The sequence below is a fragment of the Flavobacterium frigoris PS1 genome (genome assembly GCF_000252125.1).
GTDB lineage: Bacteria > Bacteroidota > Bacteroidia > Flavobacteriales > Flavobacteriaceae > Flavobacterium > Flavobacterium frigoris_A.
Map to the genome: position 1 here is coordinate 333,081 of NZ_AHKF01000015.1, position 13,460 is coordinate 346,540.

At 34.6% G+C, this 13,460-nt stretch carries 15 protein-coding genes; 1 reads left to right on the plus strand and 14 read right to left on the minus strand.

Annotation, left to right across the window (positions count from 1 at the left end):
• Positions 1-151 precede the first annotated feature (151 nt).
• The 11 genes from HJ01_RS06780 to HJ01_RS06830 form a co-directional block, all read right to left on the minus strand.
• Positions 152-679, minus strand: coding sequence for an NADPH-dependent FMN reductase (locus tag HJ01_RS06780; protein WP_007137600.1), 528 nt, complete (start codon positions 677-679; stop codon positions 152-154).
• A gap of 2 nt (positions 680-681) precedes the next feature.
• Entirely contained in the window at positions 682-906 is a 225-nt protein-coding gene (locus tag HJ01_RS06785; protein WP_007137601.1) for a (4Fe-4S)-binding protein, read from the minus strand.
• 94 nt (positions 907-1,000) lie between these two features.
• Entirely contained in the window at positions 1,001-1,288 is a 288-nt protein-coding gene (locus HJ01_RS06790) for a GNAT family N-acetyltransferase (RefSeq protein WP_007137602.1), read from the minus strand.
• A gap of 9 nt (positions 1,289-1,297) precedes the next feature.
• The gene (locus HJ01_RS06795; protein ID WP_007137603.1) at positions 1,298-2,014 is read right to left on the minus strand and encodes a pirin family protein; all 717 of its coding nucleotides are present in this window, start codon (positions 2,012-2,014) and stop codon (positions 1,298-1,300) included.
• A gap of 187 nt (positions 2,015-2,201) precedes the next feature.
• Positions 2,202-2,777 carry a Crp/Fnr family transcriptional regulator gene (locus HJ01_RS06800; RefSeq protein ID WP_007137604.1) on the minus strand — a complete coding sequence of 192 codons (576 nt, stop codon included), beginning with the start codon at positions 2,775-2,777 and terminating at the stop codon, positions 2,202-2,204.
• Positions 2,777-3,109 (minus strand): DUF6370 family protein, encoded by a 333-nt coding sequence (locus HJ01_RS06805; RefSeq protein WP_007137605.1) that lies wholly within the window; start codon positions 3,107-3,109, stop codon positions 2,777-2,779. Before HJ01_RS06805 ends, HJ01_RS06800 begins: the two co-directional genes overlap by 1 nt.
• 135 nt (positions 3,110-3,244) lie before the next feature.
• Positions 3,245-4,192 carry a bestrophin family protein gene (locus tag HJ01_RS06810; protein WP_007137606.1) on the minus strand — a complete coding sequence of 316 codons (948 nt, stop codon included), beginning with the start codon at positions 4,190-4,192 and terminating at the stop codon, positions 3,245-3,247.
• Between the two features lie 11 nt (positions 4,193-4,203).
• Complete coding sequence (locus tag HJ01_RS06815) at positions 4,204-4,965, minus strand: hypothetical protein (RefSeq protein ID WP_007137607.1); 762 nt, start codon at positions 4,963-4,965, stop codon at positions 4,204-4,206.
• Positions 4,966-5,042: 77 nt separating this feature from the next.
• Positions 5,043-6,431 (minus strand): sensor histidine kinase, encoded by a 1,389-nt coding sequence (locus HJ01_RS06820; RefSeq protein ID WP_007137608.1) that lies wholly within the window; start codon positions 6,429-6,431, stop codon positions 5,043-5,045.
• Positions 6,432-6,433: 2 nt separating this feature from the next.
• Positions 6,434-7,108, minus strand: a complete 675-nt coding sequence (locus tag HJ01_RS06825; RefSeq protein ID WP_007137609.1) for a response regulator transcription factor — start codon at positions 7,106-7,108, stop codon at positions 6,434-6,436.
• Positions 7,109-7,279: 171 nt separating this feature from the next.
• Positions 7,280-7,642, minus strand: coding sequence for a DUF983 domain-containing protein (locus tag HJ01_RS06830; protein WP_007137610.1), 363 nt, complete (start codon positions 7,640-7,642; stop codon positions 7,280-7,282).
• Positions 7,643-7,733: 91 nt separating this feature from the next.
• Between HJ01_RS06830 and HJ01_RS06835 the strand changes: the two genes are divergently transcribed.
• A complete protein-coding gene (locus tag HJ01_RS06835) occupies positions 7,734-8,597 on the plus strand; it encodes an AraC family transcriptional regulator (protein ID WP_007137611.1) in 864 nt (287 codons plus the stop codon).
• Between the two features lies 1 nt (position 8,598).
• Here HJ01_RS06835 and purT read toward each other — a convergent pair whose 3' ends face one another.
• The 3 genes from purT to HJ01_RS06850 all read right to left on the minus strand — a co-directional run bounded on the left by purT (position 8,599) and on the right by HJ01_RS06850 (position 13,389).
• On the minus strand, positions 8,599-9,759 hold the full coding sequence (gene purT / locus HJ01_RS06840) for a formate-dependent phosphoribosylglycinamide formyltransferase (RefSeq protein WP_007137612.1): 1,161 nt from the start codon (positions 9,757-9,759) through the stop codon (positions 8,599-8,601).
• Positions 9,760-9,923: 164 nt separating this feature from the next.
• A complete protein-coding gene (locus HJ01_RS06845; protein ID WP_007137613.1) occupies positions 9,924-11,792 on the minus strand; it encodes a peptidase U32 family protein in 1,869 nt (622 codons plus the stop codon).
• A 409-nt stretch (positions 11,793-12,201) separates the two neighbouring features.
• Positions 12,202-13,389, minus strand: a complete 1,188-nt coding sequence (locus HJ01_RS06850) for a pyridoxal phosphate-dependent aminotransferase (RefSeq protein ID WP_007137614.1) — start codon at positions 13,387-13,389, stop codon at positions 12,202-12,204.
• Between the last annotated feature and the right edge of the window lie 71 nt (positions 13,390-13,460).

Sequence of the window (13,460 nt, forward strand, 5' to 3'; positions counted from 1 at the left end):
TTATATGGGGCAATATTTACAAAGTTTTTCGTCGCTATCAGGGATGAAATAAAGCAAACTGGAGTTTAAACAAATAAAAAAGCGCTGCTTGATACAACGCTTTTGTGATAAAATTAGAATCCTTTTCTGCTAACGGGATTTTTAGCTCAAACTAAAGTGTAATTGATTCTATAATTTGCAACAGCTCATTGTTTAAGTCTTCATTAGTTATTCCTTCTTTTTCGTCAAAGTTTTCATTGAAACTCGGTAATGAAAAGCTTCCTTTTACCACAGCGCCCTGAAATGGGAAACGATTTTTTGCTGTTTCTAATACTGAGCTTCCACCTCTGGGTCCGGGAGACGTCGCCATTATTAATGTTTGTTTTTCTTGAAATGTTTTAGCGTGAATTCTAGAAGTCCAATCGAAAATGTTTTTAAAAGCGGTTGAGTATGCCCCGTTGTGTTCTGCAAAAGAGATAACAAGCAAGTCAGCGGTTCCCAGTTTAGTATAGAAATCTTGCGCTAGTTGTGGAATTCCACTTTCGGTTTCTTTATCTGTGGAAAAAATAGGCATTTCATAATCATTTAAATCTAAAACTTCAACTGATGCGTTGTCAAATTTTCCTGCAGCATAAATGGCTAATTGTTTATTTATGGAGTTTTTGCTTGATGAAGCGCCAAAAGCGATAATTTTTTTCATTGTTATTTGTTTTTGTAATAAGTTAGGGCTCCCGAGGGGCATTTATCCACGGTGCTAATTATTTTTTCTGTTGAAGACCCCTCAATATTTATCCAAGGCTTTTCTTTAGGCTGAAATACTTCGGGGTTATTACGAACACAGTTGCCTGAGTGAATGCATTTCCCAGACTGCCATACAACGGTAACACTACCATTAGTATATTCTTTTTTAATGTCTTTTGGATCCATAATTATAAGTTGGTTTTACTGGTTCTTTTTCCTCTCTAAGTTTTTCAAATGGAACATTTTTATGCAATTGAAAATAAGGCTGTTTTATTTTTGTCTATTGTAAAACGTCTGTAAATTCAGGGGTTTTGTCAAAAACATTTTTAGCAAATGGACAAAGCGGAATTATTTTAATACCTCTTTCACGAGTAAATTCGACTGCCTTTTCTACCATTTTTTTGCCAAAACCTTTGCCTTTATTGCTAGGGTTTACTTCAGTGTGATCAATAATGATTTGCTGCTCACCGGCAAAAACAAATGTCATTTTTGCCTCAACCTTACCGTCAATTTCAATATAGAAAAAGCCTTTTTTTTTATCGTATTCTAATTCTATGATTTCAGACATGATTTTTTTTTAGTGTTGCATAGGAATTTCCATCAATAAGAACTCAGCATCTGTACTTGCTTTGATTTCGAAGGAATTCAAGTTCCATATTCCAAAACCGTCACGAGTTTCTAGTTCTTGTCCATCTATAGTTAGCGTTCCAGACAAGATAAAAGCGTAAACGCCATTTCCTTCCTTTTTCAAATTGTATGTTGTTGTAACTCCTTTGTCAAATTTACCCAAATGAAACCATGCATCCTGATGAATCCAAACTCCTGCATCTTCCGGATTTGGAGAAAGAATCTGTTGAAGCTTGTTTTTTCTGTCTTCAGGGTTTAAGGTGATTTGTTGGTAACGCGGGTCTACATTTTGCTTATTTGGGTACACCCAAATCTGCAATAATTTAGTTCTTTGGTCTGCATTAGGGTTAAACTCACTGTGTTTTACGCCAGTTCCAGCACTCATAACTTGCACGTCACCACTTTTGATGGTTTCTGTATTGCCCATGCTGTCTTTGTGCGCTAAATCACCTTCCAAAGGAATTGTGATGATTTCCATATTGTCATGTGGATGCGTTCCAAAACCCATTCCAGCAGCGACGGTATCATCATTCAAAACGCGAAGCGCTCCAAATTGAACTCTATCTGCATTGTACCAACTTGCGAAGCTAAAACTGTGATATGCATTTAACCATCCATGGTCAGCATGTCCTCTCGTATCTGCTTTATGTAAAACTGTATTTTTCATAGTGTATAAATTTAGTGATTTTTTTATACTTCAAATTTACAAATATTGTACAGTGCTAGCACTTAATCTAGATTAAGAAAAATAGTGGTCAATGTTCAGGAAAACAGTATTCAGAAAATCACTGCTTAGCGAAAAGGTGTTTATCATTGAGTTATTTATAGTAAAAGAAGCCAGACAGAGCTGATTACTATCTTTTCAGTAATCGAGATTTCATTTTACTAAAGAACTCAGGCGTTACACCTATATAGGAAGCTATTTGTTTTTGGGACACTTTTTGAATTAGCGTTGGGTATTTTTTGCAAAACTTTTCAAAACGTTCTTCAGCAGATAGGCTTAAATTATCCATTAAGCGTTCTTGATTCGCCACCAAAGAATTTTCTGTTAAGATTCTGAAAAAGCGTTCTAGTTTTGGAATTTCGATGTATAGTAACTCTTGGTTCTCTTTTGAAAGTAGAACCACTTCAGCATCTTCAAGGACTTCTATAAAAAGATTGCCCGGTTTTTGAGAAATTAAACTGTACATATCACCTATCCAATAACCTTCGCAAGCAAAATTCAAAACATGCTCTACAATATTATCATTGATGTTGAAACTTCTCAAGGTACCGGAATTCACAAAGTAGGAGTGGGTACAGATTTGGCCTGAATTCAACAAAATACATTTGGCCTTAAAATGATGTGCTTCTGTTTTTGATATAAAAAAAAGCTCTTCTTCCGGAGTAAGAGTTATATGCTTTGCAATATTTTGAAGAATTAAAGACATTATTTTTGTTCTTTATTTCCTTCGGGTAGTAATGTAAAAGAAGTGGCGACGAAACGGTTGTTTTTGACTTTACCAACTACGGCTGCCTTTCTGATTGCTTCACAAAAACCATCAGTGGCATGTGCATCGCCATGTTCATTGATTGAGCTACCATCAACAAAATACGCTTTTCCATCGATACGAACGGCTAAGTCACAACCTTTCGCTTTTAACCCAAACTGACATTGTCCGCAAGAAGCTTCAACTATTTGCGTTTTTACAGCTTCTTTTTTGTCTTGTGCATTAGAAATTAAAGCGAAAAAAAGGAGCAGGATTGAAAATGTATTTTTCATTATTAAAGAATTTACTGATGCTAAGGTAATTCCTTTTTTTACTCGTTTGACAACTTATTAATAAAAAACCGGCTCAAACTAATGAACGCGGTAAATATATTTGTGTAATTGAGAGTTAATCTTTCTAGGATAAACTCATAATACAAAGTATGCATCACTTTTTGTTTTTACAACTTCTGTGGTGTTAATTAATGGCGGACCGTTTTCAAATTCATTTCGATATTCATTAATCATCTGTGTAAGATTTTTTTCGATCGAGTTAGAAATTGCCGTAACTGGAGTGTCTGTTGGTCTGTTTTCGAATGGATCTTGTAATTGAATTGCCATTTTTTCAATTAGAAAAAAAGCAGCTGCAATTGTAGTTACTAAGGGAATAGCAAACCATCCTAGCAAACTAGTTAAACCAAAGGGTAACAGAAAAATAAATAAACACAATGTAAATCGTATGTACATACTATAAGTAGTTGGGAAGATGGTGTTTTTTATTCGTTCAGATTTACCCATCGCATCACACAAACGTGTAAGTGTTTTGTCAATTTCTACTTGTTGAAAAGTCTTTAGTTTTCCACTATTTCTAGCATCTCTTAAATCTTTAGCATGGAGGAGCAATATAGCATTAGGAATATGAATGTGGTTTTTTACAAAGGACAATTCATCTTCTGTTAAAAAAGATTTAATAGGTTTTATAGCGTCTTTATTTCTCAGAAATTGCCCTAAACTATAACACCAAGCAATCTGCCTTTTTGCGAATTTTTCTTTAAAATCATTCGCTTCAACCGAAAAATCGGGGTCTTTGTAAAACGTGATTACTTGTCGAACTAGTGTCCTTGAATCGTTTACAATTGATCCCCAAATAATTCTTGCTTCCCACCATCTGTCATAAGCTTGGTTGGATTTAAACGCTAATAACAATGATATTATAGTACCAATAATGGTGGGTACGGCAAAGGGAATGTCAATAGAAATGTTTAAATAATAGTGATGAAACATTTCAAACAATACTGAATAAGCAATCACTAGTCCAAGTTCAACTTTAATTTTTCCTAGAACATATTTTAGCGGAATTCTTTTTTTTAAAAGCATTTTTCTTGTTTTTAGGTTAAACTTAATTCTTGAAAATTATGTTCTAAAACCATTTCTTCGTAAAGTGATAAAACGGAGAGGCCTAAAAAGATAATATTGTCTTGTTTCGGGCTCTTTTTTAATTTTATTTTTTTGGGTTTACGTGTTTTTACCAATAAGTTAACTCCGTTTTTGTTAATAACCTCAGTTAGATAGGGAGTGAACTCTTCGAGATTTGTAGTCTCAATATCAGAGGTCATACTCACGATTTGGGAGCAGAAATTTTTGGTTATAAATTGCTGTAAATCCTCAATAGGAATAGTGGAAGCTGTATTTTCAATATAGAGGGCTTTGTTGAAAACGTCCTGATTCTCCATAGCTCCTAAATGTAAGATAGGGCATTTTTGATTGTCTAATAATTGAACTAAATTCTGTATTATTCTTTTTTCCTCTTGGTGGTAGGAATGTGTGACAATGATGAGGTTCAATGAAAAATGCTCGATGATTCGTTTAAAAACAGGAGAAGAGATTCCGTATTGATTGTGGATTTTAAGCGAGCAATTGTCAAATTTTGAAACGATCTCTCTACAAATATGAAGAATATTTTCTTCATTAGCTGTAGACTTATTTATAATTTCTCTTAAAAAGCTAGAAGGGGAAGAGTACGTATCTGGAGTTTCAGAAATGAGCATTAAAATAATTTTACAGTCGTTTCCTTTTGCAAGATTAACAGCTGTTTTTACAGCGCCAATTGTATCCTCTTTTAATGTTGTAGGTATTAAGAAATTTTTCATATGTATAATTGTTTAGTTTATACATACAAAATAACTTCATGGAAATTAGAGCGATATTAATGTAACATTAGAATTTCCTAAGAATTGACATTAGAATTTTTAATGTTGGATTTATTGAAAATAATGGTAACAATAGTTCCTTTGTTTTGCTCCGATTGTACATGCAGTTCACCATCATGCATTCGGATAATTTTCATAGCCAGTGGCAATCCCAATCCGTACCCAGTATATTTTGCAGCTTTTTCTCCTCTAAAAAAAGGTTCATATAAGTGAGGTATATCCTCCGGAGGGATACCAATGCCAATATCATTTATTGTTATCTTTATTAAATTTTTGTCCGCGGTAAGTGTTACAAATACTTCGTCATTATTAGAATATTTTACACCATTAGAAATGATATTATTAATAGCTAATTCTAATAATGGTCGGTTACAGGGAATCAAAAACATATTGGAGTTTTTGGGCGCTAAATTAAGTTTAATGGTTACTCTGTTTTCAGGATAAATATTGTCAATATCCGATTTTACATCCATTACTAATTCATCAATTCGGATGATATCCATTACTTGCTTTTTTCCATCGTAGCCAGTTTGGGTGAGTTTTAATAAACTTTCCGTTAAATTCCCGAGCTTTGAGGCTTGGTTGTAAATGTTTTCTAAAGAGGTTATGTATTCGTGTGTTTCCCTTTCTTTAAGGAGCATTATCTCTGATTCTGCAATTATAGTTGTAATTGGAGTTTTTAATTCATGTGAAGCGTTGTTGATAAAATTAGTCTGTATTTCAAACGAAGTCTCAAGCCTGTCTAACATATGATTAAATGTTTTTGATAGATCCGAAATTTCATCTGAACTGCTATTTTTCGGGAGTCTTTTGTGAAGGTTTGATGCGCTAATACGGTTGACTTCCTTAGTTATTCGTGCTACAGGATTAATGACTCTTTTTGCAAGAATACGTCCAAGAAAGAACGCTAAAATTAAAAAGCCTATACTTCCAAAGAGCATTATTCTAACGATGTTTATTGTTGTTTCATTTCCTCTTCGATCTATAGCAGAGATGATTACAATGTATTTTTGATTGTTCTCTTGGAATATTTGTCCCAGATAATATTTATTGTCAATCTCTAACCAATCTTTACCGTTTTTTAAAATATTCGTGTAAAACTCGTTTGTAAGGTTGATATTTGGGTTGTATTCAAAAGTGTTTTTACTGTTTATTTTAAGGACAAAATCTTCTTCATTCAGCAGCTCTTCAAGACCATTTTTCTTAAGTTCACTGTAATATTTGATTTTTTCAGGATTGTTTTGAAAATGAATTGAAGCAACAATTTTTGCTCTATCTTCTAGTCTTTTTAAAAAATAATATTGATTGTTACTTCTAAATAAGAAAAAAACGACAATGCATAAAAGTAAAGTGCTTAAGGTGGAAAGGGCAACGTAAGTAAAGGTGATTTTTTTTCTAATATTCATTTTTAGGATTTAATTATATAACCAAAACCTTTCATTGTTTGAATGAGTTTACTGTTAAATGGCTTGTCTATTTTTTTTCTTAGATAAGTAATATAAACATCTACTACATTAGTGTTCATGTCAAAATTAATATCCCAAACATTATCTAAAATTTGGTGTCTTGATACAATCTTATCTTTGTTTTTAGCAAGATAATACAATAATTTAAATTCTTTTGCTGTCAAAGTTATTGTTTGTCCAGCTCTTTTTACAATTTTTGAATTGCCGTTAATTTCTAAATCATCTATAGTTATTGTATCTATTTTTTCTAGTTCTTGATTTGCTCTTCGTGCCAAAGCATTTACTCGTGCATCTAATTCACCAAATTTAAAGGGTTTTGTTAAATAGTCATCAGCTCCTGCATTAAGACCAGTGACAATGTTTTCTGAAGTACTGAGAGCTGTTAATAACAATATTGGAACAAAATTTTTGCTGGCCCTTAGTCTTCTGCATAATTCAATCCCATTTATTTCGGGAAGCATTATATCTAAAATAACGACATCAAAAGTGTAGTTATTAATCATTTCTAAGGCAGTTTTGCCATCCATAGCAACGCTTACATCATTGTTTTTTTCGATAAAGCCTTTTCTTAAAATCGATAAAAGGCTGGGCTCGTCCTCTACTATGAGTAAATTCATATTGCTGTTTTTGCGTTGTTTGCAAAAATAGGTCTTAAAACCTTGATATTATTTTAAAAAAATGTTATTTAATTCTAAATGCCGTACAAAGTAGTTGTTTTATATAGGAATCAATAGCGGTAAGTCTAATTTCTACCCATTTGTATGGTATTTAGTAGCGAATTTAAGGGGCTATATCGAATAATTTTTGAACATATAAATCCATAATAGACGCGAAAATCGAATGTTAAAAGGTGCCATCACAATAATAACAAAGGCAATTATAGCAATGATTCGTAAGTCGAATGTTTCTGTAAAGAAAAACTGGGCTACAACATAAGTAGCGATGGATTGCGCAACGGTTAACCCATAATTGACATACATAGCGCCAAAAAAATAGCCGGGTTCTTTTTCGAATTTATATTGACAGTGAGAACAGCTCTTATTCATTTTTGGGAATCCAATATTGAAGAAGATATTTTTTTCATTAAATACTTTGCCTCCATGACATTGAGGGCATTCGTTATTTAAGATATGAACAAGTGAATTTGCCATTTTAATTTTTTTTCAAAGGTATTTGTTATTGCTATCAGATATGTTTTCTATATTCGCTAGTTATAGCACAATTAAGACATTTCGAGGAGTTATGAAAAAATATCCTATTTATACGATTCAGCGATTCAACTGTAATTCAGTCAACAGTGATTTTTATATCAATACCTTCAAAAATCATCTGCTAACCCACAGTTTTGTAGAAGAGCCACATAGGCATGATTTTTATGTATTGGTCTTTTTTACTGCGGGTTCAGGTACTCATGAAGTCGATTTTGATAAGTTTAATGTGCGGGCTGGGAGCGTTTTTGTATTGCAGCCTGGGCAAATGCATCATTGGAGTTTGTCTGAAGATGTAGAGGGGTTTGTGGTTTTTTATTCAAAGGAAATGTATGATCTTTATTTTGGACAAAAAGACATTGACAGCTTTCCTTTTTACTCTTCAGCGAATACTAAATCGGAGATTGTCTTGACGAATCAAGAGTCTGTTTCGTTACAGCCTTTGTTTAAAATGATGTTGGTAGAAAGTGTAGAAAGGAAAATTTTTAAGCAGGATAAAATATTAAATTTATTAGATATTATTCATATCGAATTAGCAAGAAAATACAATGAGACTGTAGTCCCAGAAGTCCACTCTTACAATAGTAAGATAAAGCAGTTTGGGCAACTATTAGAAAATAAATTCATTGATAAAAAAACAGCTTCCTATTATGCAAATACACTCAATATAAGCCTGAAACACCTCAATAGAATTTGTAACGAAATAGTACGTAAAACTACTACGCAGGTAATTACTGAGCGCATTATTCTGGAAGCAAAGCGTATGCTGATGAATAAGAATTTGACAGTTAATGAAATCGCAACCAAATTAGGCTACGATGATTACTCCTATTTTGTGCGATTATTTAAGAAAAATACTGGAATGACACCAAAGGCATTCCGGCAATCAAAGCGATAATTTAATACTGAACTTCAATTAATGCAGCGGCTTGTTTAGCACGTTCCACAATTTCCTCAATAGGTGTTTCTAAAGTATCATTTGTCAATGCAACTCCCATTCTTCTGTATGGTCTTGAGCTTGGTTTACCAAAGATTCTAAAGTCAGTTTTAGCTAAAGCAGCAATTTTTTCTAATCCTTTGTATGTTGGGTTTGTACTATTTTCTGATGCTAAAATTACTGCACTTGCAGCTGCTTTTTCAAGTGTGATTCCTGAAATAGGCAAACTTAGAATGGCTCTTAAATGCAATTCGAATTCATTAAAATTCTGAGTCCCCGCTAGTGTTACCATTCCAGTATCATGTGGTCGAGGAGAAAGTTCAGAGAAATAAACACCATCGTCTGTCAAGAAAAATTCTACACCAAAAAGTCCAGCGCCACCGAGTGCTTCTGTTACTTTTTCGGCCATGTCTTGTGCTTCGTATAAGTCTTTATCTGAAATTTGAGCGGGTTGCCAGCTTTCCTGGTAATCGCCACGTTCTTGACGATGACCAATAGGCGCGCAGAATAAAGTGGGATTATTATTTTGGGTAACGGTTAATAGTGTTATCTCCGAATTGAATTTGACAAAAGCTTCTACAATTACTTCAACTACATCACCACGAGAACCGTCAACGGCATAATTCCATGCTTTCTCAATATCAGCTTCTGTTTTTATAGTAGATTGTCCTTTTCCTGAGGAAGACATCAAAGGTTTTACTACACAAGGCATTCCTACTACTTCAACTCCTTTTTGCAATTCTTCGGCTGTAGTAGCGTAACGGTAATTAGCTGTTTTTAAGCCCAAATCTTTAGCAGCTAGATCTCGAATGGCTTTACGGTTCATGGTGAAATTGGCTGCCTTTGCTGATGGTACTACTGTGATTCCTTGTTTCTCATAATCATAAAAACGTTCTGTGCGAATGGCTTCGATTTCCGGCACAATAAAATCAGGTAGATGTTTTGCTACAATTCGATCTAATTCATCACCATCAAGCATATTGATGACTTCAAAACCATGAGCAACTTGCATGGCCGGTGCGTTTTCGTAACTGTCAACAGCAATTACGGTTTGCCCGATGCGTTGCGCTGCGATTACAAATTCTTTTCCTAACTCACCTGAACCTAGCAATAGTATTTTCATGTTTTTGTTGTCTTAAATGGAATGTAAAAATACTGAATTGATTTTTTGTGACGGCAAATCCATCAATTATTTTGTGTTAAATGAAGTGTTGGAAGAGGAACAATTCTATTAAAATGAAACGTATAAAAAAAACCGATACTATTTAAAGCATCGGTTTTTGTATTTTAGTGTTCGTGATCTTCTTCAATTTCAAATTCAGCATCTTTTTCCCAAATTTCCATCTCACAAGGTTTGCAATTGAATTTTAGCTTGTACTCCAATTCGCCTTGTTTTAGTACTAATGGTTCTTTGAGCTTTTGATCCATATTTTCACGATGGTATTTTGGGCATCTTTCCAGTTCGTATTTAATACAATATTTAGTTGTCATTACGCGAGACTTTCCTGGTTCCCACTGCAATTCAAATGCTTGTTCGATTTCAGTAACTCCATGACGTTCGTAGAATTTACGGGCCATTTTATTAGATACATTATACATGAAATCCAATTTGGTTTCTGGATAAGGATGTGTGGTTTTTACCATTTGGTGTTCTTCACGATGGTAATTTGCTAGACGTATTTCAGACAATTGCTCGTAAACCGTTCTACGCATTTCGTTTACTTTCGATATTGGTAAGAACCAATTTTGAGAGAACATTACATTAATTTCATCAGCGGTGTAAGGAGTGAATCCTGTTTTTGCTAACTGAGTTTTTATGTTTTCTTCTATTGAAAGATTGTTTTTAGTCTGTTCTTTGGCGTGTTCTAATTTTACAGTACTTACGTAGCCATCTTCATCAGTAGCGATAAGTTCAAAACCAGTTTCGTTTTCAGTCAATAATAAAGTAGTTCCTATTTTTCGAACTGCACTGTCTTCACGCTCCACAATTTTGATAAATGCGGCATCATTGTTACGATAGATAAAAGTTCCCGGAGCTAATTCTTTTAAAACATTTGGATATGCCAAGCCGTTTTCGACTTTGTTGACATAGATTCCGTCCGCTTCATTGTTTTCGTTGATGTAGCAAAGACCATCACCGTTATTCAACATTTCTCCGTTTTCTATTTCGTAAGCATTGGCTGTTGTTTTGATGAGTTTACCAATGTATTGCCCTTTTGATTTTGGACTTTCCCAAGAGCCAATAGTGCTGTGGCGCTCGTTTACAAAATAGTCAGTATAACCACGGTTGAAACTTTTGTTCAAAGCAGAGTCAAAGGTAAAAGTACATTTTCCCGATGATGCTTTGGTATATTTGTCGCTTCCTTCTAAAAAGCTGTCTAGCTTTTGTCTCAGGTAAGAAACATTATTTTTCACATAGACAATGTCTTTCAAGCGACCTTCGATTTTAAAGGATATCACACCCGCTTCAACAAGATTCGGTATTTGGTCTGAAACGTCAAAATCTTTGATGGAAAGCAAGTGGCTGTTCTTGATTAAAGTTTCACCATGACCATCGATTAAGTTGTAGGGTAAACGGCAGTTTTGTGCGCAAGAACCACGGTTTGCAGAGCGTTCACCATTGGCTACACTCATATAGCAATTTCCACTAAAAGAAACACATAAAGCGCCTGTCACGAAAAATTCTAGTTCCACATCAGCAGTATCGCTGATTTCTTTTATTTGGTGCAGGTTCAGTTCACGAGCCAAAACGACACGTTTCATTCCAGCTTCTTTTAAGAATTTTATTTTTTCGGCATCACGGTTGTTGGCTTGTGTGCTCGCATGCAATACGATAGGGGGTAGATCCATTTCCATGATGGCCATATCCTGGACTATCAGTGCATCGACACCTATTTTGTACAGTGCCCATATCATTTGGCGACAGGTTTCTAACTCATTATCGTACAAAATTGTATTCATAACGACAAATACTTGTGCGTGATATAAATGTGCATATTTTACAAGAGCGGCAATATCTTCGATGGAATTGGTTGCATTAGAGCGTGCGCCAAATCTTGGTGCGCCAATATAAACTGCATCGGCACCACTATTGATGGCTGCTATTCCATGAATTAAATCTTTGGCAGGAGCCAGTATTTCTATTTTCTTCTTCATCTTTAAAACTTTAGGCTTTTAGGTTTTGGCCTAAAATAGTTTGCAAAGTTCCTATAAATTATCCAAGATTTCTAATTAGGGTAAGGGTTTTTTGGAAATAATTCAGCTAAAAGAGAAATGTGGGGTAAAGATTGGACCTTTTTTTATAATTGCTCAGCTCATGCCAACATATTAAAAGGTGTATTCGTATTGATATCTCAGGAATTTATCGGTAATAGATAATGATAAAGACTAATTTTATAGGGGATTCGCGTGAGGGATAATAGCGGCATCCTTTTATAGAGCGAAAGCGGAATAAAAGATATAGCGAATAGCCCGATTCGCCGCCGCGAACACGCCCAAAAAAAATACCTCAAGAAAATTTCCTGAGGTATTTATGTATTTATTTAAACCGGATTAAGACTTTGGGCTATAGTGCTAATGCGTCTTTAATTCTTTTTAAAGCTTCTTTTAAAATGTCGTCGCTAGTTGCGTAAGAGAAACGGATACAGTCTGGGTTTCCAAAAGCATCACCTGTTACAGTTGCTACATTCGCTTCGGCCAAAAGATACATTGATAAATCCATTGCGTTATTGATTTCAGTTCCTCTTAGTGTTTTTCCGAAGAAAGAAGAAACGTCAGGGAATACATAAAATGCTCCTTCTGGAACGTTGATTTTAACTCCAGGAATTTCTTTTAGCAATCCTACAACTAAGTCTCTTCGGCTATGGAAAGCGTCAACCATGTGTTTTAGAACACTTGGATCAGCATCTACAGCAGTGATAGTAGCGCGTTGTGCAATACTGTTAGCTCCAGAAGTTACTTGTCCTTGGATTTTTGTACATGCTTTTGCGATAAATTCAGGTGCTCCTATGTAACCAATTCTCCATCCTGTCATAGCGAACGCTTTGGCAACTCCGTTTACAGTGATTGTTTTTTCTAACATTCCTGGGATAGATGCAATACTGCAAAAAGTCCCTGAGAAATTGATGTGCTCATAGATTTCATCTGCAACAACGTATACATGTGGGTATTTTTCTAATACTTTAGCCAATGCAGTTAGCTCTTCACGGTTGTAAACAGATCCAGATGGGTTACAAGGTGTACTAAACCACATCATTTTTGTTTTTGGTGTGATAGCAGCTTCTAATTGTTCTGGTGTGATTTTAAAATCACTTTCGATAGAGGTTGGAACTTCTACTGGAATTCCTCCAGACAATTTTACGATTTCGAAATAAGAAACCCAGTAGGGTGCAGGTAAAATTACTTCGTCACCATCATTTAGCATTACTTGTGCAATGTTGTATAATGATTGTTTTGCTCCAGTTGAAACTACAATTTGAGACGGTTTGTACTCTAGATTGTTGTCTCTTTTAAATTTTCGGCAAATGGCATCTTTCAATTCACCATATCCTTCCACAGGCGAATAGGTGCTATAGTTTTCGTCAATCGCTTTCTTTGCTGCTTCTTTGATGAAGTCAGGTGTATTAAAGTCAGGTTCCCCTAAACTTAAACTGATGATGTCTTTTCCTTGTGCTTTTAATTCTCTGGCCAAAGCAGCCATTGCTAATGTTTGTGAAGTCGCTAGGTTGTTAATTCTGTCTGAAAGTGGATTCATTAAAGTAGTGTTGATGCCCTAGATATGAATAGGTAGGGTAGTTATTGATTAGTTTTTAGTTTTATTTTGAT

Bases quoted from the DNA above. Each gene is read 5' to 3' on its own strand.
- HJ01_RS06835 (WP_007137611.1), top strand. From the start codon at position 7,734: ATGAAAAAATATCCTATTTATACGATTCAGCGATTCAACTGTAATTCA.
- HJ01_RS06845 (WP_007137613.1), bottom strand. From the start codon at position 11,792: ATGAAGAAGAAAATAGAAATACTGGCTCCTGCCAAAGATTTAATTCAT.
- HJ01_RS06810 (WP_007137606.1), bottom strand. From the start codon at position 4,192: ATGCTTTTAAAAAAAAGAATTCCGCTAAAATATGTTCTAGGAAAAATT.
- HJ01_RS06800 (WP_007137604.1), bottom strand. From the start codon at position 2,777: ATGTCTTTAATTCTTCAAAATATTGCAAAGCATATAACTCTTACTCCG.
- HJ01_RS06815 (WP_007137607.1), bottom strand. From the start codon at position 4,965: ATGAAAAATTTCTTAATACCTACAACATTAAAAGAGGATACAATTGGC.
- HJ01_RS06825 (WP_007137609.1), bottom strand. From the start codon at position 7,108: ATGAATTTACTCATAGTAGAGGACGAGCCCAGCCTTTTATCGATTTTA.
- HJ01_RS06850 (WP_007137614.1), bottom strand. From the start codon at position 13,389: ATGAATCCACTTTCAGACAGAATTAACAACCTAGCGACTTCACAAACA.
- HJ01_RS06785 (WP_007137601.1), bottom strand. From the start codon at position 906: ATGGATCCAAAAGACATTAAAAAAGAATATACTAATGGTAGTGTTACC.
- HJ01_RS06795 (WP_007137603.1), bottom strand. From the start codon at position 2,014: ATGAAAAATACAGTTTTACATAAAGCAGATACGAGAGGACATGCTGAC.
- HJ01_RS06830 (WP_007137610.1), bottom strand. From the start codon at position 7,642: ATGGCAAATTCACTTGTTCATATCTTAAATAACGAATGCCCTCAATGT.
- HJ01_RS06820 (WP_007137608.1), bottom strand. From the start codon at position 6,431: ATGAATATTAGAAAAAAAATCACCTTTACTTACGTTGCCCTTTCCACC.
- HJ01_RS06805 (WP_007137605.1), bottom strand. From the start codon at position 3,109: ATGAAAAATACATTTTCAATCCTGCTCCTTTTTTTCGCTTTAATTTCT.
- purT (WP_007137612.1), bottom strand. From the start codon at position 9,759: ATGAAAATACTATTGCTAGGTTCAGGTGAGTTAGGAAAAGAATTTGTA.
- HJ01_RS06780 (WP_007137600.1), bottom strand. From the start codon at position 679: ATGAAAAAAATTATCGCTTTTGGCGCTTCATCAAGCAAAAACTCCATA.
- HJ01_RS06790 (WP_007137602.1), bottom strand. From the start codon at position 1,288: ATGTCTGAAATCATAGAATTAGAATACGATAAAAAAAAAGGCTTTTTC.